General features: G+C 65.3%; 12 protein-coding genes. 4 read left to right on the top strand and 8 right to left on the bottom strand.

What is annotated here, in order from left to right; translation table 11 throughout:
* Positions 1-56: 56 nt before the first annotated feature.
* The 5 genes from ACIQWO_RS18350 to ACIQWO_RS18370 form a co-directional block, all read right to left on the bottom strand.
* Positions 57-12,338, bottom strand: a complete 12,282-nt coding sequence (locus ACIQWO_RS18350; RefSeq protein WP_402827093.1) for a filamentous haemagglutinin family protein — start codon at positions 12,336-12,338, stop codon at positions 57-59.
* A gap of 164 nt (positions 12,339-12,502) precedes the next feature.
* On the bottom strand, positions 12,503-13,528 hold the full coding sequence (locus ACIQWO_RS18355) for a FecR family protein (RefSeq protein WP_402827096.1): 1,026 nt from the start codon (positions 13,526-13,528) through the stop codon (positions 12,503-12,505).
* A 214-nt stretch (positions 13,529-13,742) separates the two neighbouring features.
* Positions 13,743-14,246 carry an RNA polymerase sigma factor gene (locus tag ACIQWO_RS18360; RefSeq protein WP_402827099.1) on the bottom strand — a complete coding sequence of 168 codons (504 nt, stop codon included), beginning with the start codon at positions 14,244-14,246 and terminating at the stop codon, positions 13,743-13,745.
* Positions 14,236-15,060, bottom strand: a complete 825-nt coding sequence (locus tag ACIQWO_RS18365) for a secretin and TonB N-terminal domain-containing protein (RefSeq protein ID WP_402827102.1) — start codon at positions 15,058-15,060, stop codon at positions 14,236-14,238. The genes ACIQWO_RS18360 and ACIQWO_RS18365 overlap by 11 nt, the downstream gene beginning before the upstream one ends.
* Before the next feature lie 179 nt (positions 15,061-15,239).
* Positions 15,240-16,565, bottom strand: a complete 1,326-nt coding sequence (locus ACIQWO_RS18370) for a citrate synthase (RefSeq protein ID WP_402827105.1) — start codon at positions 16,563-16,565, stop codon at positions 15,240-15,242.
* Positions 16,566-16,767: 202 nt separating this feature from the next.
* On the opposite strand from ACIQWO_RS18370, the gene ACIQWO_RS18375 reads away from it, so the two are divergent.
* The 3 genes from ACIQWO_RS18375 to ACIQWO_RS18385 are packed head-to-tail and all read left to right on the top strand — an operon-like array spanning position 16,768 to position 19,963.
* Positions 16,768-18,132 carry an MFS transporter gene (locus tag ACIQWO_RS18375; protein WP_402827108.1) on the top strand — a complete coding sequence of 455 codons (1,365 nt, stop codon included), beginning with the start codon at positions 16,768-16,770 and terminating at the stop codon, positions 18,130-18,132.
* Positions 18,133-18,152: 20 nt separating this feature from the next.
* On the top strand, positions 18,153-19,142 hold the full coding sequence (locus ACIQWO_RS18380) for a 4,5-dihydroxyphthalate decarboxylase (RefSeq protein WP_402827111.1): 990 nt from the start codon (positions 18,153-18,155) through the stop codon (positions 19,140-19,142).
* A 59-nt stretch (positions 19,143-19,201) separates the two neighbouring features.
* Positions 19,202-19,963 (top strand): class II aldolase/adducin family protein, encoded by a 762-nt coding sequence (locus ACIQWO_RS18385; protein ID WP_402827114.1) that lies wholly within the window; start codon positions 19,202-19,204, stop codon positions 19,961-19,963.
* Here ACIQWO_RS18385 and ACIQWO_RS18390 read toward each other — a convergent pair.
* Complete coding sequence (locus ACIQWO_RS18390) at positions 19,936-20,928, bottom strand: cupin domain-containing protein (RefSeq protein ID WP_402827117.1); 993 nt, start codon at positions 20,926-20,928, stop codon at positions 19,936-19,938. The genes ACIQWO_RS18385 and ACIQWO_RS18390 overlap by 28 nt on opposite strands.
* A 145-nt stretch (positions 20,929-21,073) precedes the next feature.
* Between ACIQWO_RS18390 and ACIQWO_RS18395 the strand changes: the two genes are divergently transcribed.
* Positions 21,074-21,610, top strand: coding sequence for a carboxymuconolactone decarboxylase family protein (locus ACIQWO_RS18395; RefSeq protein ID WP_402827120.1), 537 nt, complete (start codon positions 21,074-21,076; stop codon positions 21,608-21,610).
* Between the two features lie 98 nt (positions 21,611-21,708).
* On the opposite strand, the gene ACIQWO_RS18400 is transcribed toward ACIQWO_RS18395, so the two are convergent.
* Entirely contained in the window at positions 21,709-23,157 is a 1,449-nt protein-coding gene (locus tag ACIQWO_RS18400) for a short-chain fatty acid transporter (protein WP_402827123.1), read from the bottom strand.
* Positions 23,158-23,199: 42 nt separating this feature from the next.
* Positions 23,200-24,144, bottom strand: coding sequence for an ornithine cyclodeaminase family protein (locus tag ACIQWO_RS18405; RefSeq protein WP_402827126.1), 945 nt, complete (start codon positions 24,142-24,144; stop codon positions 23,200-23,202).
* Positions 24,145-24,187: the final 43 nt, after the last annotated feature.

The raw sequence follows: 24,187 nt of genomic DNA on the forward strand, positions 1-24,187 counted from the left end.
GACGGATGTCGAAGGGCAAATCCGCAGACTATTTTTTTGTAACGGGCCGACGCGTGTCACAGATGTGCCTTTTCCTCCCGCGTGAGCTGCATCTTCTGCGCTTCGGTCAACTCACCGTTTCCCACCAGCTGGAAAGCGCTGGACGGGTCGTAGCTGATCTTCGCAGGCGAGGCACCGCCCGCCGCAGCGCCCTTCTGATCGGCCGCCGGGCCGCTCCCGTCACCGGCGCTCAGCATCCGCACCGAGAAGATCGACGGGGCGTTCTGACGCTGCGAGACGCGCTCGCGCGCCATCGCGTCCTGCGCGGCGTTCGCCGCCTGTGACGCCGTGGCGCTCGCATTCGTGAGTGCGCCTACGTTGACCGCCGCAATCACCGGCAGGCCCGTCGACTTGCCCTGCACCTGAACGTTGGCCGCATTGACCACCGCCAGCGCCGCGAAGTTGACGTTGCCGGACACCCGCACCCCGGCCTCGCCCGCATCGATCGTGCCCAGCGGCGCGACCAGATCGACGTCGCCCGGCGGCACTTCCGGCAGCGGGGCGAGCGTGGCGATACCGGCACCGTTCGACGGGGCCGCAGGCGAAAGCGTCACATCACCGACGTTGTCGTACACACGCTTGGGCGGCGTGTAGAGCACCGTGGTTTTGGAACCGCGCCCCGCGTTGATGTCGCCCTGCGCCGACCAAGCCTGAATGCTGCCGCCGAAGGTCGTCATGATGCGTGAGAGGCCCAGCAGGATGCTGTCGCGGCTGTAGAGCGCGATATCGCCCTCGCCCTGCGTGACGACACCGGCCGTCGCGCCCGGCGTCACGCCTTCGACGCCGACCAGCGTGCGGCCGCCCGGGTTCAGCATCTGGATGCTGCCGCCGAAATTGGTACGCACCCCGGCGTCGGCCGTAATCGGGATGTTCACGCCGTTCACGTTGTTCATCCCCGTCACGCTGCTGAACATCGTGATCGCCCCGGTGTAGTCGATGGGCTGCCCCTGCGCATTGAGCGACGGGAACAGTGTCGCGATGGCGTCGCGTCCGCGCAGATAGCTGCCGTAGCGCGGGCTGCCTGCGTCGTTGTATTCACGCCCACCGGCGAGCAGCTCCTTGAAATACACCTGCCGCACGAACGCGCCTTGCTGCGGTGACGGTAGCGCCAGGAAGTACGCCAGTGCGTCGCTCGCCGTGCCGGTATAGCCGAAGCGATCGGTCAGCCACTGAACCAGTTCGTCCCCGTAGGCGTGGGCCACCTTGCCGCTGCCCGCCAACGTCGCCCCGGCAGACAACTGATTCGCCGGGTCGAAGTACAGCTTGGCGAAGCTCACATAGTCGGGGCCGTTTGCGCCCACACCGGCGAGCACGGAAATGTCCGCGCCCCCTGCCGTGTTCGATGGATGAATCACGTCGCCCACGCTCGTTAGCATGCCGTAGTAGCCCTGATACAGATTGCGTCCCGCCTGCATCTGCAACAGCCCCGGGCCGACGATGTTCGCCGACTGGAAGAGGATGTCGCGCCCGGCCTGCACCCGGCTGATGTCGCTACCCGCCAGGTTCATGAACGTGTCCGGCGTTGCGCCCACGCCGACGATATCGCGCCCGGCCATCACCTCGAACGGCTTGGCGGCGGTGTACCACGTGCTATGCGTCGGTATGAAACCTGCCACAGGATCGTTGAACACCTTCGTCGTCACACCCAGGCTCAGATCGTCGATATCGATCCCCGCATAGACGCGCGCCGCAACGCCGTCCCGCGCATGCAACGGCGACGTGACGGTGTCTTCGCCATAAGCGAGCGGGTTGTTGTTGGTCCGCAGAATGGCGGCGTCCACCGAGGCGCTGTTCAGACTCGACACCTTGAGCGCCTGGAAGAACGGATGCTGCGGCGTAGCGAGGCTCGCCATATCTGCCCCGGACATCGCGACCGTCGCCCCCTGCCCGTAGATCGAACCGGCAGCGAGCATGTCGAGCTGGCCGACCGGCGACGAGATCAACTCGATGTTGCCGCGCGCGTCGTTCGGCGAAAGCGCCGTATTGAAGCGGATGTCGCCATTGGCGGCCACCACGCTCAGGCTGCCCGGAAGATACGTAGTGCCGTTGCTGGAACTGTTCCCATCCGCGCCGACGCCCCCATCGAGCGGCACCACATCGCCCCCCGCCGTGAACAGACGAATAGCCGTCTCCGGACGATAGAGCGTGAAACGCGTGTTGCCGCCCTTGCTCACCGTGCCGTTCGCGCTCGTGTAGTACGTTCCGTCCACGTCCGTGCTGAGCGTCATGCCCGCGTCGCCAACGCCGCCGAGCACGAGATCGCCGCGCGAGCTCACGTTCACCGAACCGTCGCCGGGCACGACCATCGGCCCCCGCGTGACGGTCACACCCTTGATCGTCGTGACGGGCTGCGCGCGCGGATCATACGACTTCCAGTACGCGCCGTTGCCGTAAGGTGCGGTCGCACCGATCGAGCCTGCGTCGATGGTCGTATCGCCCCGCAACGCCGTCACCGACCCGAAGTAATCGCCCGGACGGTCCGACTGTCCCACCGACGGACGCCCGTTTAGCGTGCCGCCGACCTTCACGGACAGATCGCCGCCGCCCGTCTGCACCAGGGTGCCATCGGCCAGCACACGGCCGGTCGAGGCGACCGCCAGATCGAGGCCCGTCGACTGGGTCACACTGTTCGACGCCATCACCCCGGCGTTGCGCCCGGCAATCAGCGTCAGATTGCCACCGCCGAGCGTGCCGATGCCCTGGAAGCCGACGATGCCCGGCGTCGTGTTGTACGGGTTCACCTTCACCATCGCACCGAAGTTGATGCCCCATGCGGTCGGATCGGTCGTCAGACCCGCCCCGCCTTGTCGCCACAACCAGTTCGACGTGATGTTGCTGTCGACGTAACGCGACGCGTTGTCGTTCATCTGGATGTTGCCGGTCACGTCCTGCTGCGCCGAGATCAGCACATCGCCGCCATGCTCCGGATACCAGACATTCACCCCGCCAGCCGACGACGTGTTCGGCAAGTTGTACGGATCGGTGCCGTTCGCAGCGAGTATCGGGGCAGACGTCGTCCCCGCCGTGTACACGCCGAACGGCGTGGCTTCGCTGAAGCTGCCACCGGCGAGGATGTCCAGATTGCCGGTGCCGGTGCGCAGCAGACTGAACGTCGTGGCGCGCTGACCGTTGTTGTATGACGCGTCGCTTAGCGTGACGTTGCCTTGTCCGGCCAGTGCGCGCGTCGTCTGCAGCGCGCGCTGGTCGGATGATGCGAGGTCCGCCCCGCCGACCAGACGCAGCGACGTCGAGAGCGAGCCTGCCGCCAGCATCGCAGCGCCCGGTGACGTGGCCGGGCTGGGGGCGACGGCCGGACTGGTCAGTGCGGAGAGCACCGGCATGTTGCCTACCTCGAAGCCGAAGCCGTAGCTGTTGCTCGCGCTAAGCGTGGTACCTGCCGGAATCGTGTCGCCGGGGTTGTACGAGTTGCCGTGGTTGTCGACGTACGGTCCCCACCAATTGATCGTCCACCAGTTGTAGAACGGATTGTTCGGCACCGTCCACGCGTTCGCCAGGTAGAGATCGTTGTTTTCGTCGAACCAGTAGGTATAGGTGTTGCCGCCGACCACGTTGGTCTGCTTCTTGAAGTACGGCGCGGTCGTCACATCGATGGGCGAGAACTGCGCGGGTGCACCAGCCGATGCACGGAAGCCGTCCGAGACGCTGCCGCCGATGGTGAGGTTGCCGCCCGAGCGCACCACGAGCGCCATCGGCTCGCCCGCCCCGTACGACGCCGAGTTGGGATCGCGATTCGCGTTCGGACCGTAACGATATTTGGCGAGATCGATGTTGCCGATCGTCGACAGATCGCCGACGGAGGCAATCTGCACGCCCGGACGCAGGTGGTACGCGCTGCCAAGTGCAGACAAGCCCGCTGTGCGCGTCGCCAGCGCGCCGTTACCCGCCGCTGCGTTCATGAAGGCGGTGCTGGCGGCGTCGTACCCGTCGAGCGTCGCCTGTGAAATCACGCTGCCCGCAGGCAGGTTGTACGTCCAGAAGCCATTGAGTGCCACACTGTTCGCGCCGCGAATGTTAAGCGGCCCCGACGCATTGACGGCGATGTCGCCCGACGTTTCGGCCGTGCGCACGGCGTTCAGGATGACCTCGCCGTAATTCGTGCCGCCCGGCGTGCTCAGGTCGAGTGTCGCGCCCGGCGAGAGCGTCATCGTGCCGCCGGAGGCGGTCAACTCTATGTGACCGCGATTCTTCGCTTCGATGGGCGCACCGTAGCTGTCGACTTGCAGCTTCGTGCCGTGCGCATCGAGCACGGACCCGCTGCCCAGCGTCAGACCGTTGGCCGCCGACAGCCGAATCGTGCCCGGCGCGCTGCCTGACGCGTCGATGGTCCCGTCGACCGTCAGACTGCCGCCGTCGACCGAGATGTTGACGGTGTGCGCCTTGACGTCATTGCCAACGCTCAGGTCGCCATGCTTCTGCACGAAGCTGCGTGCGTCGAAGAAGCCTCCCGTCGTGAGCGACGCGTTGAGGCCTGCAAAGTCCGTGAAGCTTCCTGCCGATGCACCGAAGTCGCCGCTGAGATAGCCCGCATTAGCCGCGCCGCGCAACTGCCCGTTCAGCGCCACGGTGCCGTTACCCGCATCGATGACGATGCCGCCTGCGTTGTTGTTCTGCGCCGAGACATCCATCACCGATCCAGACGATTGCGTGACGTTGCCCTGCGCGCTCGTCAGCAGCAACGTGCCGCCGAAGCCGTACACGGTCGCATCCTGAATGGACGACTTCTGTCCGCTCAGATCGATGCGGCTGCCGTCGGTCAGCACGATGTCGTTCGTGGCGTTCACAGCGAGCTTGCCGCTCGGCAGCAGCACCGTGCTGCCGAGTCGCACGCTGTCGCCCGTGAGATCGATCTCCGCGCCTGCGATGGTCGAAGTAGCGGCGCTAGGTGTCGTGCCCGACGGTGCCACAACGTTCAACGCGCCGCCCGTCACATAACCGGTGACGGACTTCTGCGTGCCGGTCAGCAGCGGCGTCGCGAGCGTGAGGTTACCGCCCGTGCCGCTCTGGCCGAACACCGCACCGCTCTGCGTGCTGGGTGCTTGATAGACGAAGAGCGTGCTGTGGCCTGCCGAGACGATGCGGTTGCTGGCCGTCAGATCGACGTTGCCGAAGCCGTAAATCGTGCGCGTGACGTTGGTCGTGTCCGTCGACGAGAACTGGCCGAGGTCGATTTCCTTTGCAACCAGGCTCAGCGTGCCAGACCCTGTGCCCGGACCACCTGCCGCGATGGCCGGTGCCGACGTACCTGCCACGCCATTCCACGTCAACCGGTCGGCGGCCACAGTCGCGTGATCGGCGCTGCCACCGTAGCCATAGATGGCCGGGGCTTTGAGCATGACTTCCACGCCGGAGCCACGCGTGTCGAGGCTGCTGCTGCCGAACACGTTGATCGCATTCGCAGCGCCCAGCGTGATCTTTTCCAGCGCCGGTGCGCCACTCGTCGGATCACCCTGCATCAGCGTCGAGAGCATCGCTTGATTGAACAGCATGCCCGCTGGGTTGCCCGCTGCTGCGACCTGCGATGCGTCGCCGACGTTGAGCGATCCCACGGCCAGCGAGATGTTCCGTGCACCGAAGCGCGCCGTCGGGTCGAGCTTCGACGCGCCGTTCGTCGAGAACGCCAGCGTGCCCTCGGAGAACAGGCCCGATCCGGCCCCGATGGTGATGGTGCCGTTACTGCCCTGCTGCCCGGAAAATTCGATGTCACCGTTCGACAGCGCCAGCACCGTGTTGGAGGAAGACGAGTACGGCAGGCCGGTCGTCGCCGTATCGAACGGTGCCGGTCCCTTGCCAATCGTGGTCAACGTGACGTTATTGCCGAGCGTGATGTTCGTGCCGACCAGATAGATCTCCCCGGCGGACAGCGTGACACCGTCGCGCAGGAAAAGGTCCGGGCTACCGCGCCCGATGAACGTGTACTGCTGTCCCAGAGTGACCGCGGCCGTCCCGTTGATGCTCAGTCGCGGCGCGTCGATGGCACTCAAGGCATCGGCCGAGACCGATACGCCCGTGAAGCCTGCCGTACGATTTCCTGTCGTGATTTCACCGATGCGCTCCACGGCGGCCTGCCCGGCGATGCCGCCCGGTGCGGCCTGAAAGCGCGCCGTGCCGTCGAACGTGAAGACCGGCGTTGTCGGCACTTGCGACGGTGTATCGAACTGGATGTCGAGCGCCTTGCCGTCGCGCGGCAACAGCGGGGCGATATTGCCGAATTGCGCCGCCTGGCTCGTGAGGAAATCGGTGTAGCTCTGCTCGTTGAACTGCGAGTACCTGCGCACGGCGTCGGCCGACGTCACGAGCACGGTGGACGGCAACTGACTGCGCCCCGACGTGTTGGCAATGCTCGTGTAGCCCGACGTCAGATAGGTGCCGTTGCCCGCCGCCGTCGCGGTGGCAGGAAGGTTCTGGCCCGTACCGCCGATTTCCACCCGGAACGCACCCGGCAGCAGCGCATAGTTCGACGGCAGCAATGTGTATGTGCCTGCGGGCAGGCCCGGCACGCCCGCGCCGATGGTGATGCGTTGCCCGATGGCCGGATCACCTGCGCCATTCTCCGGCGAGACCGGTGCGTAGTCCGACGCGTAGCCCGGCACAATCGCGTAGACCTTGTTGCCTGCCTTGCTGAGCGTCATGGTCGGGTTCGCATTGACGAGCGGCGTCGTCAGCACATTGACCGAACCGCCTCGACCCGTCACGAAGCCCGCGCCGGTGAGCGAGCCGCCGCCCGAGAGATCGAGCACCGCACCGCTGTCCACGGCAACCGACTCTCCTTCCAGGCGAATCCCCGAGCTGATGCTGGTCCCGCCCATCGTGAAACCGCCCGCACCCAGCGCGGCGATGCTCGCGCCGTTGTAGTTGTATGTCACGCCATCGAACGTACCGCCGTACGGCATCGTCAGGCCGTTCATCGACACGGAGGTCACGCTGCCCGGGAGCAATTCAACACGCTTAACACCGGGCACCGGCCCCGGGACATTATTGGTCTGCCCGAAGATCAACACGCCGAAGGGCGCGCGCAGCACACCGCCCTGCATGATGTTCGGTGCGGCGGCATACAGCGTGCCAAATACCGACATCGGGACATCCGGGACGTCAGCGGTCGTGCGGCCGAACGTGAGCGTTGCGTCGTAACTGAGATTGCCCGACCCGGCGACGATCTGGGCCGTCGCCCCCGTCGTCGGGTAGATCTGTGCGCCCAGGAAGGCCATATCCCAGCCGGAGATGACGGACGTGCCGCCCTGCAACGCTGGCGTCGGCAGAAAGCGAATGTCGCCCTGACTCACAAAGCGTACCGTCTTGAACCCTTGCGAAGGCGTGTAGACGCTCTGGAAGATCGTGTTGTCCCAATACGAAGTGTTCGCGCCGAAGCTGATCGGCCCCTGAATGTCGATGAGATTGGCGTCGACTTCGAACGTCGCCTTGGTCGGCACGCTGTTCGGGAACGCATTGCCGATCGCACCGGAACGATAGCCGTCGCGATACACCGACGGGGTAGCAGAGAAACTCACATAGGGGGCAGACAGACGGACCATGTTGGTCGTTGGCGTCTGCGCTCCGGCCATCGGCGTGCCAGACGTGATGGCGTTGGCCATGATCGAGAGACGCTTGTCGAGCGCGAGCGACACGTCGCCCTTGAAGGTCAGAAAGTCCGTCGACGACAGCGAAGCCGATGCGAAGCCGCCCTCGCGGATCTGATCTGCGCTCACGGCCGCAAAGCCGAACGTCAGCGACGACACATCTGCCGGTCCCACCAGCACGACCGGCGTGCCCCGCGCCTGCGTCACGGTGAACTGCGACGGCGGCAACACATTGCCCGGAATCTTGCCTGCCGGATCCTGAAACTGTGCGGAGACCAACGAGAGCGACAGATCGCCGCCCAGCGTCCCCGCGCCCCCGGCGAACGCGTGCGCGTTGCCGTCGAGCATCAAACCGCTGGTCGTACTCAACGAGATCGCACCGCCATTGGAGGCGAGCGTCGTGCGGCCGGTCGCGTTCGACGGTTGCCCTGACATCGTCGCGGTATCGACGACGATGGCCGCACCGTCGGCATTCAGCTCGGCCCCGGGGCGCACGATCACGAACGACGGGCCGCCGCTCAGCGTAATGCTGCCCGCATCGGAGACCTTGCCGTACGTACGGCCGGAAGCGTCGATGGCGGTGTAGCCGAATCCCGAAACGTCGAGGCTGGCCGTCGGGCCAAGCCAGATCGACATGCCGAGGTTCTTGCCGTCGGCGTCGAAGTTGCGCGCGCTGGGCAAGACGTTGTCCGCCTCGGAGATGAGCGCAATCTTCCCGCCGCGCGCTGTGAGCGAACCGTCCACCGTTATCTGGCCGAACGAGTCGAGCGTGATGTTCTGCCCCGGGTCCACGACGACCGACGCACCGCGCCCGATCGACACGTCGCCGCCGGTCTTGTTGCCCTGATAGTCCTTCGTGCTCGAGCGCAGCGCAATGCTCGCACCGGCACGTTGCGTCAGCGTGCCGGTCTGTGCGTTCTCGGCAAAGAGCATCGGCAGAACCAGTTCCATTGCACTCGCGGGATCCGTACCGGTCGGCGCAGTGAAGCTGTTCGTGCCAAAGCGATATACGGGCATCACCGGAGCGAGTGCTACACCGTTGTCGACGCGCACGCCCTGACCGCCCGTGATGTCGTAGTTGGCGAAGCCCGCGGCGAAGAATGGCGTGTTGCTGCCCGAGTCGCCCGCGTTGAACATCGGCACCGGGGCGACGGCCACGTCACGGGAGAACTTCGTGCCTGCAGGGACCACCGACCCGGTCGGATAAGTCACGTCCACGGTGTTGACGGTGCCCGCCGTGTACACCACGCGGTACGGCTGAATCGCGAAGCCTTGGGGAAAGACGCTGGACGGGATCACCGTACCTGCGGGAATGCCGTTGTTATTGTTGTAGCCGGTGACGGTGAAGACGCGCGTGCCCTGTGGCACCGTCTGCCCCGGGTTGTAGTAGGTGTAGCCGAAGCCACCGTCCGTCTTGTACGCCAGCACCTGCGTGCCAGTCGGCACGACCCACGGCGCGGCGGTGGGCAGCGTCGGGCCCGTGTCGACCGTAACATTGACGGGCAGCGGCACATCCATCACCAGCTTCGTGTGCGCGTCGACCGACGAGAACGGCAACGACGTGCCCGCCGGTACGGTGTACGGCTCGGAGAGCTTGACCGCGACGTTGGACGTCGTGCCCGCCGAAAGCACACCTCCGGCCAGTTCCGCGTTAGCGCCGATCATGATGGCGTCCGGCGTCGAGACGGTGAGCTTGCCGCCACCGTTCACGCCATACGCCACGATCTTGCCGTTCAGGATGAGTGTGCCCGCACTGATGTTGACGTTCGACGCCGTATCGCCAGCGATCAACGTGACGTTGCCGCCCGTGCCGCCCTTCGTCTTGCCGTTCGCGAGCACCGCACCGCCCGAAGACACGTCAATCGTGCTGCCCTCGCTGATCGTCACGTCGCGCGTGGAATCGAACGTGACGTTGCCGCCGTTCAGAAACGCCGTCTTCGAGAGCGAATCGGGATCGGTGCTGCCATTGACCCAGAGGCCGCGCACGTCGATCTTCGCGCCCGGTTCGAGCGTCAGCGACGCGGTGCCGTCCGGCTTCGAGAGCGCAATCGGATACGTATCGGTCGCGCGCAGGTACATGTTGGCGATGGTGACCGTGCCCGACGGCACGGTGATCGTCCCGCTCACGTCCACGTCAGGGGCCACAAGGCTCAGCCTGCCGTCGTTATCGAGCGTCAGGTCGCGCTTGACCGCGATATTGCCCGCAGAGACGAGATCGAGTTCGCCTAAGCCCGTGCGGTTCAGGCGCGCTGCATCGAGCCAGAGGGTGTTCGCACGCGCGGCATCGAGGGCGTCCGTCACGCCCATCCGCGAGGTGATGTCGTCGAACGCGCCGATCTCGACGTCGGTCGTGAACGCACCGGTGCGCCCCGCCCCCCCGTACTGCCCCAGCGTGAGCGAACCGGCGCGGGCGACAGCGAACTGGCTCAGTGCATAGCCGTCCGTCAGAGTACTCGGGCGAGCTTGCGTCTGTACCGGACCGGTGTAAACGTTCGCGATCACGTCGCCCTCAAGCACGGCAGTCGGCGCGGAAATGTTCAGACGGCCAGCGTCGCGGCCCACGGTGTAGCCGTTTTGCAGCACCTTCGTCGGCGCGATCAGCGGACTGGCGTAGGACTCGGTCGCGCTCGTGCCCCAACGCGGATGCGTCACCTCGAAGCCGTTGTAGACACCGGTATAGAGGACGTTCGTCGGCGCTGTGTTGACGTTGTAGAGCTGACCGTCCGCACCACGCAGCCACGACTGATTGAGATATCCGGTTTGCACGTTGTACGTGCCGCCCGAAAGGTTGATGGCCGCGCCGCTCTGCGTTACGACCTCGTTGCCGCCGAGCGTAATCGTGCCGCCCTGCGCCGCCCATTCGCCGATGCTGTGCGCCTGATTGGCGAGATAGCCACCGACTTCGAGCAGGCCACCCGGCGTGTACCAGCGTTCGTTCGCGTAGCCACCGACGCTCGCGGGCACGTAGACCAGACGACGACGGTCGACGTAGACGTTCGCATTGTTGAGCGCGGCGTTATCGCGATTGCCCGGGCCGTCGCGTTGCTCGTTGCCTTGAACGTTGACCTTGACGTTGTTGCTGTCCATCGAGAGCGACACACCTACTGCGCCCGACACATCGAGCTGCGCACCGTTCGTGACGAAGCTTCGACCGGTCGCGCTCACGGCCAACTGGCCGCCCGTGGCGAGCGTGAGCGAGTTGCCCTGAAACTCGACGTTGCCACCACTGACGATCTCCACGCGCGACTGATCGCGGCGGTCCGAGAGCTTTGAGAGGTTGTCGAACAGACCGGAGGACGTGCCCGCACGCAGCAGGTTTTGCGCCACCGAGTCCTGCATCAGTGACGTGCGCTGGCTATCGAGCGCCGTCGCACCGTTGTCGCTGATCAGAACGGACGTCAGCGCGCCGTTGCCCAGCGTCACCTTGCCCAGCACGTCGCTGGCGGAGTTCAGCAAGTGAATCGTGCCGCGCGTGTTGACGGTCGTCGTCGACACCGCCGTGCCGAGTTGCTGTACGTCGCGTCCTGCCAGCGTGATGTCGCCTTCGGGCGCCATCAGCAAGCCCGTGTTGACGACCTTCCCGGCGACGCTCTGCGCGACGAACTGCGGCGCGATCTCGTTGCCTCGCGTGGTCGACGGCGTGTTGGCATCGGTCCCCACACCCTTGCGAATGACGAAGCTGTCGCCAGCGGCCAGCGCGACCTGCCCTTGTGGCGTGACGATGGTGCCCGCGTTGCTCACCTCACGACCCACCAGCATGACGTAGCCACCGCCCTGCGTGACCGACGTCGGCGTGCGCGTCACGATGTTGGCACCGGCCTGCACTTCGACCTTACCCAGCGCATCGGTGAACGTCGGCGTCGTGCCATTCGCGCCGTACAGCCCGTTGGTAGTGAACTGGGCATCGGTCATCTTCGCTGCTGCGACGACCAGATTGCGCGTATCGACTTGACTCGTGCCGCCGAAGATCACGCCGTTGCGGTTCAGAATCAGCACGGTGCCGTCGCCGTGAATCTGGCCTTGAATCTGGCTCGGACGTGCATTCGGATCGTTCACCCGGTTAAGCACCGACCAGTCGCTCTGCTGGGCGAAGTTGACCGACGTGTTGCGCCCGACGTTGAACGTCTCCCAGTTCAGGATCGCCTTGTCGGCCGTCTGCTGGATGTTGACGTTGGTCTTGCCGTTGGATGCCGATTGCGTCGGCGCGTTGGCGTTGATCCAGCCCTTCGTCAGGCTGTTCGTATCGACTTTGAGACCGCCCTCGGCAAGGCCGTCGGGGATCGTGGCATCGGTGTTGGCGGCCGCTGCGCGCGCGTTCGCCTGCGTCGCCTGCATCGCTGCGATGTTCTGCGCGGCCGAACTCAGATTCGCAATCGAGCGTTGCAGTTGCGCGTTGGCTTGTTGTTGCTGTGCCGACGGGTCCATCAGCGTCGTCACCGGCATGCCGTTCGGCAAACGACCCGTTTGCGTTGCCGTCGCCTGCGCTGCACCGCGTGCGGCGAACCATGCGCTGCTGAACGCCTGTTGTGCGTGCGCCGCCGACGAAGCAAGCAGTGTCAGCGCGGCGGCCTGAACGAGCGGTTTGCGATGAAGCGTACGGATGACACGACCGAGCCGGTGACGCTTGCGTGGCGCGTCGGCACTGGGGTTGGCAGCGGAGTCTGAAGCGGGCGAAGCGAGCGAAAGCAAAGGGTTCGGTTGCATGTCGGGTTTGCAGTGGCAATCGGCAATCGGTTAGTGACCGCTGCCATCGCATCGATGCAAGCGGCCTTCCCTTTGATGACGACGCTCATTTCCGAAACCCGCAAAGCCGCACTCGAAATTGTTGCGCCTCCGAACCCGTCCCGCGCTCCGACCTATAACTTCCGCTAGCCGACGACGACCACACCGCCCGGCAATTGCGTCACACGCGCACCGAGCACTTCCTGCATCTGCGCGAAGACTTCGTCAAGGCGATCGATACGGAATCGCCCGCTCAGACGACTCTGCGCGAGGTGGCTGTCGAACACCACCACACGCCCCGCACGATAGCGGTTGATCTCGCCAATCACGTCGGACAACGGCGTGTCGCGGAAGATCAGTACGCCGGAGCGCCACGCGGTGGCGACGGTCGTGTCGACGGTCGTTGCACGCCCAAGACGTTGGCCCTGATAGATCACTTGCTGGTGCGCGGCCAGTTGCACGCTGTTGCCGCCGAGTTCGACGCGTACGTTACCGGACACACATGTCACGCAGACAAGCGTGTCGAGATTGCGCACTTCGAAATTGGCTTGCGTGCCGATGGCGCGGCCGTCGCCCGCCGTGACGACGAACGGTGCGGCACTGCGCGAGTTGTCGACAGCAATCTCGCCATCGAGCAGATCGACGCCCCGACGCACGCCTTGCGACGACGTTGCGCCAGCGTCCCCGCCCTTGTCCGTCAGCGCGATGCTCGTGCGCGTGTTGAGATTGACGGTCACATCGCTGGCAAGCGCGATCTGTCGCTGCTCCCCCGCCGACGTGCGGTAGTCCGCATGCGCGAGCGACGTCATCGCCCCCCACAGCCCTGCGGGCGCGATCACCGCTGCACCGACGCCCGCCACGGAGGCCAGCGCACCGCCCAGGAACACGCGCCGCCCCACACGCGCGGGGCGACGTGACTCGGCACGCTCGCGCGCACGCACCACCTCGCCAGCCGGGCCGAGATCGCGCCACAGACGCCGCGCGTCGGCAAACGCCGCGGCATGCGCGGGGCTTGCGTCGCACCATTGCTGGAGCGCCTGCGCGTCGGCCACGGTGGCTTCGCCGGACGTGAGACGTCGCACCCACGCGTGGGCGTCGCGCTGCATACGCTGCGCGTCGTGCGAGGCCTGCGCCGTGCCAGCGCCGGTCGGGTTGTCGGGTGATGCCTTCATATCGGGTGTGTCTGTCGATCCTCTGCCTGCGGGAACGCTTCGCCGTGGCGCGCGCCCTGAATTCTGCCTTCGATCTCGCCCACGCATTCATGGGTTCGCGGGTCGTCCTGATTACATGACGTTTCCCATCGGCAGAATCCGCAGTTTTTTTGCCATTATTTTTTGTCGCGTCGCACAACCGTCATAAAACCGTGTCACGCGCCGCGTCACACGCTTACCGTTCGATGTGCGCTGCGCAGAATTCCTGCGCCTTCTTCAACTCCAGTTCGACCAGCCGCAGCGAGATGCCGAAACGCTCCGCGACTTCGCGCTGCGCGAGGCCGTCCAGACGCACCGCCAGCAGAATATCGCGACGGCGCTGCGGCATCTGCTCCAGCACCCGCGCGAGTTCATGCAGGTCGGAATTCGCTTCTGCGATCTGCGCGGGTCCGGGATCGGGGCTGACGAGATCGAGCATCGTCTCGATCTCGCCGACGCTCAGTCGCCGGTCCTCCGCGCGTTGTTTGTCGATGGCGGCGTGGTACGCCATCCGGTACAGATACGCGCCCGGATTGCGCACCGGTTCGATGTTCTCGGTGTTCTCCAGCCGCACCCACGTGTCTTGCAAGGCGTCGCCCGCGAGGTCGGACGACCCGAGCTTGCGCGAGAGCAGCGTCTTGAGTTGCCCGTAACGCTCGACGAGCAGTTCACGCAACGTCGCGCGGGCGCTATCGGCCATTCCGGCCTCCCGTGCGAGGCGGCTTGTCGGCGGTCACGGCCGTGGGATCGTTGGCGGAACTACAGCCCCAGCTACGTCCCGACGCCTTGGGCAGGATCACGAACGTGAACGGCTGTGCGAGCGACGACGGTACCGGCTCACCGACGCTCACGCCCTGCAACGCACCGACGGCGAGCCTGTCGACAGTGCTGTCGCCGCTCGTCCCGAGCACGCTCACCGGCCCGATCCGCCCCGACGCATCGATCCGCCCCGACGCATCGATCCATAAGCGCAGCGCGATGCGTCGCGCACCCTGTGCCAGCACCGGCTGCGCACAGAACGCATCGTGAACGCGCGCCTGCACGAGTCCGAAATAGCGACGCGCCGTATTCGCTTCGACCTGAATGTCGTCCGCGCTGTCGGGCAGACTGCGTCGCAACGGCACCAGCGCGACCGTCTTCGCTCCGGTATAGCGCGCAGCGAGGCCGCTGCCTTCGAGCAGCACGCGCAGCGCGGCACGCGCCGTCATGTCGCCCTGCACCGGTGCGGAGACGCGACCGGCGGTCAGCGAACTGTCATACAGGAGGGAGACGTCGGTGAACGCGCCGTACGATTCCAGCGCGGATTGAAGCGGTTGTGACGCGATGTCGAAGCGCAACGACGGCTCGGCAGCAAGGCCGCCCGAAGCGCCTGGCGTGGCAGAGGCGACGGATGTCGCAGCGCCGGGCGCGACATCCGTCGCCCAGGCACGGGCAGAGCAAGCGCAGTAGCAGATCATCGCGATGCACAGTAACAATATCGGCTGCGGCGTGCTTTTCGCTTTGGTTCTGAGCATGTCCGCGCTACTTGGCGCACGGCGGCTCCGGGTCGAGGCGGGTGCCGCCGGGCGCGTGCGAATGGGAAATCTGCGCGCAGGCTAGCAGTCCGATATGAATTTTTTGTTACATCCTCAATCCGTCCCGATGCGAAACCGTCTGACATCCATGCGCTGCGACCTCCGACAGATGGCGTCGATCACCGGGTGGCAGGCGGGTCGAACGACTCGAAGGTTTCGGCCGTCACCGGTCCGCCGAAGCCGTACTTTGCACGCGGTCGCAGCATGAACGCCTGCGTGCGCTGCTCCATGACGTGCGCCACCCAACCCGCCGAACGGCCGATGATCCACATCGCCGTCGACGTGCCGTCCGGCAGTCCCAGCGCACGGGCAAGCGCGACCAGTCCCGTCGCCAACCCGGCATGCGCGTTCACTTCGGTGCGCATGCGCTCGAGGAAGTCGAGCGTCAGACGTGTGTTGGTGCGCAATGCGTCGTCGATGGTGACGTCGTCCGTCTCGCGCATCAAATCGCCGGCCATCTGCATCATCAGATCCGCACGGGCATCGCCGCCCGGATACAACGGATGATTGAACCCGAGCAGGCTCGCGCCGTATTCCCGCACTCGGCCGATGCGCGAGTCGAGCGCATCGAACGGCTCGCACAGAAGCATCGTCTCGATCTTCTCGGTGCTGGTGCCGGTGGTGAAACCGATGTGCGAGCCGATGGCCGCCGCGACGCAGCCGAACAGATCCGCATTGGTGGACGCCGCCACGCGCGCCGAAAACGTCGCCGGTGCGAGCTCGTTGTCGGCCAGCACGACCAGTGCGGCATTCATCGCGCGCAGTCGTGCGGGTGTCACCGCACTGCCCGCTGAACGCAGCACATGCGACGCAACACTCTCACCGGTCTCACGCGCAACGAAGCGCTGCTGTGGCCCGAGAAACCCTACACATCCGACCATGCAATGCAGCATCGCGCGGGCCGCTTGAACGGCGGTGCCGTCAGCCAACTCGCGTGCGCCGCGTCCGTGCATGGCGAGTGCGAACGGCACCATGCCGAGCAGATTACCGATATCGGCGCTCGCCACTTCGCCGTCGTATGTCGACAGAAAGCGCAGCACGTCGGACGGCGTTTCCTGCATCGGCCATTCGGCAATGCCGTCCTGCCAGATCCCCGTCATCAGCAAATGCACGACCGACTCGAACGACGCTCCGCCGCTCGCCAGATCGATCGCCAGACGGTTGCGATAGCGCGGACCGTGCGGCGTGATCTGGGTGATGGCCGAATGCAGCACGGGATCGCCGAAGCGCATGGTGGATTCGGCCACCGCGCCGGTCGGTGCACGCCCGCGCTTGCGCGTGGCCAGACGCTCGACGTCGCGACGCAGATACAGGCTCTTGCGACCGTCCTCATGCGGACGCGCCCGGATCAATCCCCGGCTCACGTAGGCGTACAACGTCGCCGGTTTGATATCGAGCAGCGCCAGGACTTCTTCGCGTGTCATCAAGTCGGTTTGCTGCGTCATCGGTGTCTGCGGCTCCCTCGGTCGTGCTGCGTCGCCCCGTGGCAACGCGTTTGCGGGTCATCATGCCACATTCATATTGACTTTAAAAATCAATATTGATAAACAAAAAATCGCTCAGTAAAGTCGTCTCCGGAACACAGACAAAGACACTGCGAATCGGCACTCGCCGGTATTCGACAGGTCGCCCATCCGGAGACAACGCATGGCCCATGACCTTCCGCCGCGACACGCCGAGCGCATCGACGTTCGCGAAGCGCTGCAATCCGCCCCGCTAGGGGCCTTTCACTATCGGCTCGCCACCCTGCTGGCGCTGATCCTGCTGTTCGACGGCTTCGATCTCTACAACGCCGCGTATATCGTTCACGACGTCACCAAGCTGTGGCTTCTGTCGCCGAGCCAGATTGGCGTTCTGCTCTCGTGCGGGTTGGCAGGCTTTGCTGCGGGCTCGGCCGTCTCGGGACCGTTCAGCGACCGCATCGGACGCCGCCGCGTGCTGCTCACCGGCATCTGGCTGTCCGGTGTGATGAGTCTCGCCATCGCGCTCTTCGCCCACGACTTGCGCACGTTCATCGCCCTGCGCTTCGTCATGGGGATCTCGCTGGGCTTGCTGATGCCGGTGGCCGTCACGTACATCAATGAAATCGCGCCCAAGCGCAGCGCCAACGTCTTCACCATCGTGTTCTTCTCGTGCGGATGGATCGGTGGCGCGACGGCGTCGGGCTTCATCGCGGCGTGGCTGATTCCGCAGTACGGCTGGCAGAGCATGTACTACGTCGGTGCGCTGTCGGTCGTGTTGGCGCTCGCACTGCAATTCGTGCTGCCGGAGTCGGTGTCGTTTCTCGCGAGCCGTGGCCGTCAGGACGAGGTGCGCGCGCAACTGACCCGCCTGTGGCCCGCACGTGCCGCCGAGTTTGCGACGGCGACCTTCACGTCTCCCGATGCCGGTGTGAAAGCCGGTTCTGTCGCCGCGCTCTTCTCGCCCGAATTCCGCCGCCAGACGATCTGCCTCTGGTCGATGGGCGCGCTGTCGCTGTTCTCGTCGTACGGTCTGTCGGGCTGGCTGCCGACGATCATGCTCAAGCGCGGCGAGAACCTCTCGACGAGCTTCGCCTACGGGTCGTTGCTGGTCTTCGCGTCGGCGTTCGGCAGCCTGCTCACGGGCGTGGTCGCCGACCGCATCGGCAATCGTCGGCTCGCCATGTCGCTTGCGTGGCTGTGCGGTGCTGCGGCCATCGGCGTGCTCGCGACGATCACCGGCAGCTCGGTGACGTTCGTCGGCATTGTGGTGGCGGGCATGTTCGTCATCGGCACGCAGACAGTGCTCAACAACCTCGTCGCCGTGAGCTATCCGACCGAGATTCGCAGCACCGGCGTCGGGCTGTATCTCGGTATCGCCCGCGTGGGTGCCATGTGCGGCCCGGCCATCGCCGGGGTGCTTCAACAGGCGACGGGCGGCGCGGGCACGATGTTCTTCGTACTTGGCGCAGCACTCGTGACCGCAGCCGCACTCGTGTTCCTCGTCGCACGCCCCGAAAACCTGCCGAAAGCACCGGCCTTCGGTCACTGACAGTCCCTTCGGAACGTTCCATGTCCAGACTCTCGCTGTCTCTCGCCATCAACGACTACGACCACGTGCGCGATCTGCTCGACGCTCGCATCGCCGTCACCGGCATCGATCTCGTGCCGTCGGTCTTGCCGGTGGAAGAGATCTTCTATCGCACCACGCATTTTCAGGAGTGGGACCTCTCGGAGATGTCGCTTGCGAAGTACGCGTCGCTGCGCTCGCAAGGCGACGACCGGCTGATCGGCCTGCCGGTGTTTCCGTCGCGCGTCTTTCGCTTGTCGTCGCTCTACGTGAAGGCAGATGGCGGCGTGGCGTCGCCCGGCGACTTGCGCGGCAAGCGCATAGGTGTGCCGGAGTGGGCGCAGACGGCATCGGTCTACTCGCGCGGCTGGCTCGCCCACGATCAGGGCGTTGCGCTCACCGAGGTCGAGTGGGTGCAGGCCGGTGTGAATCAGGCGGGACGCCGCGAGAAAGTCGCCGTGCGCGTGCCGGAAGGCGTGCGCTATCGGCCGTCGCCCGACAAGTCGCTCACCGCCCTACTGCTCGACGGCGAGATCGACGCCATTCTCAGCGCGCGTCCGCCCGCGCCGCCAGCCGGACGCGAGCACGAGATTGTGCGTCTGCTGCCGGACTTCGAGACGGCAGAGCGCGCTTATTTCGAGCGCAGCGGCATCTTCCCGATCATGCATCTGATCGTCATGCGACGCGATGTCTTCACGGCGAATCGCTGGATCGCCAACAACCTCGTCAAAGCGTTCACGCAGGCGAAGGACGCGAGCATCGCCCGTCTCGAAGACATCACCTGCTCGCACTTCCCGCTGCCGTGGATGAGCCAGCGTGCCGCCGAAGCGAGAGCGATGTTCGGCGGTGATCCGTGGCCCTATGGCGTCGCGCCCAATTGCGTCACGCTCGACGCCTTCCTGCATTTCGCGTTCGAACAAGGCGTTTGTCATCGCCCGATGCAGGCCGACGATCTGTTTCCTCCCGAGGTGAGCGCCGCCGTGCGGGTGTGACGTCCGCCCCGCACATCGCCCCACTTTCCGACCATCGATACCCACTGCCCAACACCACTATGCAAGCCACGACCCCCTACACACCGGCGATCACCGAACACGACGCCGCATCCATCGCACAACTGCGCGAGGACCTCGCCGCTGCCAACCACATCCTCGCGCATCACGAAGTGCTCGACGGCTTCGGGCACGTAAGTGTGCGCGACCCGCGCAACGCGGCGCACTTCCTGATCGCGCAATCGATGGCACCCGAGCTGGTCACGCCGGACGACATTCTTACGCTCGACCTCGATTGCCAGCCGGTCGACGGCGACACGCGCAAGCGCTATCTGGAGACGTGGATTCACAGCGAGATCTATCGCGCGCGCCCGGACGTCAAGGCCATCGTGCACAGTCATTCGCCGTCGGTGATTCCGTTTGCCGCGTCGTCGGTGCGGCTGCGTCCCGTTTATCACATGGCCGGTTTTCTCGGCAGCGGTGCGCCGGTGTTCGACATCCGTCATTGCTTCGGCTGTACGGACATGCTCGTGCGAAACGGCGAGCAAGGTAAAGCACTGGCCGACACGCTGGGCGACGCGGACGTGGCGCTCATGCGCGGGCATGGCTTTGTGGCGACCGCCCCGACCTTACCCGCCGCCGTGTATCGCGCGATCTACACGGAATTGAACGCCGGTATGCAATCGACCGCCATCGCACTGGGCGGCGAGGTGACCTATCTCGACGAAGAGGAAGGCCGCCTCTCAACGGAAACCAATCTCGGCGTGATGGAGCGTCCTTGGACGTTGTGGAAACGTCAGGCCGCCGCCTTGCGCGGTGACTGATCAGCCTCATGGGTCTGACGCGCCCGCGTGCGCCATTGCGCGGGCGTTACGCCGACAACCTTCTTGAACACACGCTGAAACGCGGCGTCGGACTGATAGCCGACCGACTCGCCGACGTCCGCCACCGACGCCGTCGTGCTCGCGAGCTTTCGCCCCGCGATGGCCATGCGGATCTCGGCAAGGAAGTCGTGCGCCGAACAGCCAGCGGCCTCGTCGAAGCGTCTGGAAAACGTGGCGCGCGACATATGACACAGCGACGCCAGATCGGGGAGTGACCACGTCCGCTCCGGCGCATCGAACATCGCCGCGAGCGCCGGTTGCAAACGCGGCTCGCGAGCCAGCGCCAGCAGCCCGCGAGACGCCCCCTCTCCCTCGCTCGCCGCGCGCAGCGTCATCGCGAACAACGCACCGGAGAGATTGCCGACGAGGGCTTCGCATCCCGGCTCCTGCGCCATCGTCTCGTCGCGCATAAGGGCGATCAGACGCGCCAGCCGATCCCCGATGCTCCCGGGCGCGGGGGCTTCATCCCCGTGCGCCCCCAGACGGCCACCACGCACGACCATACGTGCGGGCAGATACGTCTGAAGCAAGCCGTAAGGCACCGGCCCGAAGAAGAAGCGGCCGCACAACACATCGGCGGCATCGGCCCCCGCGTCGTTGCCCTGCCGCACGATGGTGAAACCCGCGCCCGGCTCGAAGCGCGGCGGCTCAGTCGGTCCGCCCTCGCCCTCGCTCAATGAGTGCGCGTCTCCCGTCGGAAACATGACGATATCGCCCGCCGTCATGACGACCGGCGGCCCGTCGCCGGACGCGACCGTCGCTGTCCCGCTCAGCAACAGATGCCAGACGATCTGGCTGTCGGCCGAGCGCCCCTCGTCGATGCGCCAGGGCGCACCGAAGTGGCAACGGAAATCGAGCTGCCCGGTCACGGGAATCAGCGTCAGCAGACGATCCAGCAAATTCATACGACCTCGGTCACGAAGCGACATTGAGACGATTGAGCATGATACCGACAAAATCAGGCATTAAAGATATCACCAATCCTCCCTAAGATGTGATCCATGCCGTCGTCACTGTGACGCGGTATCTCAAACCCCTTAGGAGCAAGTCATGAGCCGTATCTCTGCCATCTCGCCGCAAGACGCCACCGGTCAAACTGCCGAACTGTTCGCCAAGATCAAGGCGGGCGCGGGCAAGGTGCCGAACCTGTACGCCACCATCGGCGCTCACGCCCCCGACGTGCTCGCCAGCGTTCTCGCGCTCGATGCCGTGATCGGCAAGACCAGCCTCGCGAAGAAGGACATCGAGACGATCCGTCTCGTCGTGAGCGAGGTCGGCGGTTGCGACTACTGCGTGGCAGCGCACACGCTGATCGGCAAGATGTCGGGACTCGCACCGGAAGCCATGCGTGCAGTGCGTGCGGGTGTCGTCTCGGGCGACGACCATCGCGACGCCCTCGCTCACTTCGTGCGTAATCTGGTCACCACGAACGGCACCATCGACAAGGACGAATACCAGCGCATTCGCGACGCCGGTTTCACGGAGCGTCAGGTCATCGAGATCGCGCTGGTGATGTCGGGCATTACGTTCACGAATCTGGTCAACCGCATCAACGACACGGATCTCGACTTCCCGCGTGCGGACTGATTCGTGACGGCCTGTCACGGACGGTGAAAAGACAAAGCGCCTCCCGGTCTCCCGGAGAGGCGCTTTTGCACTTGACTTGAACGCGTAACCGCCAATCGTTACGGCATGACCGGCGGGTGATACGTCAGCGTCTGCGCCAGCAACCAGAGCATTACGATGACCACCGGGAAGTGCACGAGCAATTGCGTGAACGTGTAGCCGACCACGTCACGGGCACGCAGGCCGAGCACGCCCAGCAGCGGCAACATCCAGAACGGGTTGATCAGGTTCGGCAACGCTTCGGCCGCGTTATACACCGTCACGGCCCAGCCAAGGTGCACGTGCAGATCGTTCGCGGCTTGCATGACATACGGCGCTTCGATGATCCATTTCCCGCCGCCCGACGGCACGAAGAAGCCCAGCACGGCCGAGTACACCCCCATCACACCCGGGAACGACTCCTGCGACGAGATCGCCACGAAGAAGCTCGACAGATGGTGCGAGAGCGTCTGCCCGTCAAGCCCCGGGGCCTTGGTCAGCAGGTAAGCGATGCCACCGTACAGCGGGAATTGAATCAGCACGCCCGCCACCGACGGCACCGACTTGGCGATGGCGTCGAGGAATCGGCGCGGACGCCAGTTCAGCAACATCCCCAGCATCAGGAACAGGAAGTTGTACGTGTTCAGATTCGAGATGGCGAGCAGCGGGTCCTTGGTGGTGAACTCATGCCCGATCCACAACGCACCGAGCGCCACGATCAGCACCGTCACGAGCGGGCTGTATTCGAGCCAGTCGCCGGGACGCTGCGGACGCACGTACGGCTTCGACGCATCGTCGAGCGACACGCCGAGATCGGCGGCTACCTTCGCACGTTCGTCGCGCGGCGCGGAGTAGTACGCGAGGATCACCGAGACGACCGTCAGCACGACGGCGATCGCCATCGACTGCGGCAGGAAAATCGTGTCCGAGAACGGAATGACGCCGGTGATTTCGATGAGCGCCTTGGGCAAGCTCGCCGGATTCGCCTGCAACTGCGCGGCCGACGAACTCAGACCCAGCGCCCACGTCGCGCCCATGCCCAGATACGCCGCTGCGCCACCCGCACGGTAATCCATGCGGATGTCCTCGCGTCGCGCAATCGCGCGCACCAGCAGGCCGCTGAACACGAGACTGATGGCCCAGTTGAACAAGGAGAGCACGATACTCACGAACGCCACATACGCGACAGCGCTGCGACCGCTGCGCGGCACGGCGGCCATCTTGCGAATCAGCACGGCCGCCGGCGGCGAGACCGCCACCACATAGCCCGAGATGGCGACGATGGCCATCTGCATCGTGAACGGGATCAGGCTCCAGAAGCCGTCGCCGAACGCGACACCGACCTTGACGGCGGGCACCCCGATGGCGAGCGCCCCGCCCGCGCACACGATGACGGCGAGTGCGGCGAACAGATAGGCGTCAGGAAACCAGCGCTCGGACCAGCGTGTGACCGATGCCGCCAGACGTTCGAGGAGCCCGCCGTCGTGCGGCGCCTCCGTCGTGCTCGATAGTGAAGTTCCCGGTTTCATTTCCTGCGTTCCCCTTGCTTGATGTTGCTTGAATTGGATGGGTCAGGTGCCCTGCGTCGCTCGCCAGACCAGCATGGCGGCAGCAAGGTCTTCTAGTGCGGTGCCCACGGCCTTGAATACCGTGCGCTCGTCTTGCGTGCTGCGGCGAATGCGTCCCTCGCGGCACAGATCGGCGAGCGTGCCGCGCACGTCCTCTTTCGCGAAAACACCACGCGACATCGGTCCGAGCAACTCGCCGGACTTCGCCAGCGCTTCCTCGGTGTCGACGAACAGCGTCGCACCGGCAAAGCAGGCGTCGTCCGCCTCGCGCATCTGCGGCGTGAAGCTACCGATCAGATCCAGATGCACGCCCGGCTTGAGCCATTCGGCCTGAACGACCGGCTCGGTCGCGAGCGTGGCGCAGGTCACGACGTCGGCATTCGCCACGGCCTCCTTGGCGGTTGCGCTCACCTGCGCCTCGAAACCCTGCTCACGCAGGCCGTCGACCACACGGGCAGCGGCTTGTGCATCACGATCCCACACGCTCACGTGCGTGATCGGGCGCACCGTGCGATGCGCGGGCGGCACCAGCGAGCCGACGCGTCCCGCGCCCAGCAGCGCGAGATGCGACGCGTCTTCACGTGCCAGATAGGCGGCCCCCAGCGCCGAAGCAGCCGCCGTGCGGCGCGACGTGATCTCGTTGCCGTCCATCTGCGCGAGCGGGACACCGGTCGCAGCGTCGTAAAGCAAGTAGGTCGAATGCAGTCCCGGCACGTTGCGCTGAGCGTTGGCCGGTGCGATGTTGACCGTCTTGATGCCGAGGAAACCGCCCGGCTGCCATGCGGGCATGATCAGCACGGTCACGGACGCGCCCGTCGCCGGATCGGGAATCACGTGCGTATGGCGCAGCGGCACTTCGCATCCTTCCACGAACATGGCGTTCAGCGCGTCGAGCAGCGAGCCAAACGCGAGCGCGTTGCGGGTGGCGGCGGCGTCGATGATTTTCATGGATTGCGTCCTCTTCAGAATTGGGGGGATGAAATTCGGATAA

This window comes from Pandoraea sp. NPDC090278 (assembly GCF_044772185.1).
GTDB lineage: Bacteria > Pseudomonadota > Gammaproteobacteria > Burkholderiales > Burkholderiaceae > Pandoraea.

Bases quoted from the DNA above. Each gene is read 5' to 3' on its own strand.
- ACIQWO_RS18365 (WP_402827102.1), bottom strand. From the start codon at position 15,060: ATGCTCAGAACCAAAGCGAAAAGCACGCCGCAGCCGATATTGTTACTG.
- ACIQWO_RS18380 (WP_402827111.1), top strand. From the start codon at position 18,153: ATGTCCAGACTCTCGCTGTCTCTCGCCATCAACGACTACGACCACGTG.
- ACIQWO_RS18360 (WP_402827099.1), bottom strand. From the start codon at position 14,246: ATGGCCGATAGCGCCCGCGCGACGTTGCGTGAACTGCTCGTCGAGCGT.
- ACIQWO_RS18400 (WP_402827123.1), bottom strand. From the start codon at position 23,157: ATGAAACCGGGAACTTCACTATCGAGCACGACGGAGGCGCCGCACGAC.
- ACIQWO_RS18370 (WP_402827105.1), bottom strand. From the start codon at position 16,565: ATGACGCAGCAAACCGACTTGATGACACGCGAAGAAGTCCTGGCGCTG.
- ACIQWO_RS18375 (WP_402827108.1), top strand. From the start codon at position 16,768: ATGGCCCATGACCTTCCGCCGCGACACGCCGAGCGCATCGACGTTCGC.
- ACIQWO_RS18395 (WP_402827120.1), top strand. From the start codon at position 21,074: ATGAGCCGTATCTCTGCCATCTCGCCGCAAGACGCCACCGGTCAAACT.
- ACIQWO_RS18355 (WP_402827096.1), bottom strand. From the start codon at position 13,528: ATGAAGGCATCACCCGACAACCCGACCGGCGCTGGCACGGCGCAGGCC.
- ACIQWO_RS18350 (WP_402827093.1), bottom strand. From the start codon at position 12,338: ATGCAACCGAACCCTTTGCTTTCGCTCGCTTCGCCCGCTTCAGACTCC.
- ACIQWO_RS18390 (WP_402827117.1), bottom strand. From the start codon at position 20,928: ATGAATTTGCTGGATCGTCTGCTGACGCTGATTCCCGTGACCGGGCAG.
- ACIQWO_RS18405 (WP_402827126.1), bottom strand. From the start codon at position 24,144: ATGAAAATCATCGACGCCGCCGCCACCCGCAACGCGCTCGCGTTTGGC.
- ACIQWO_RS18385 (WP_402827114.1), top strand. From the start codon at position 19,202: ATGCAAGCCACGACCCCCTACACACCGGCGATCACCGAACACGACGCC.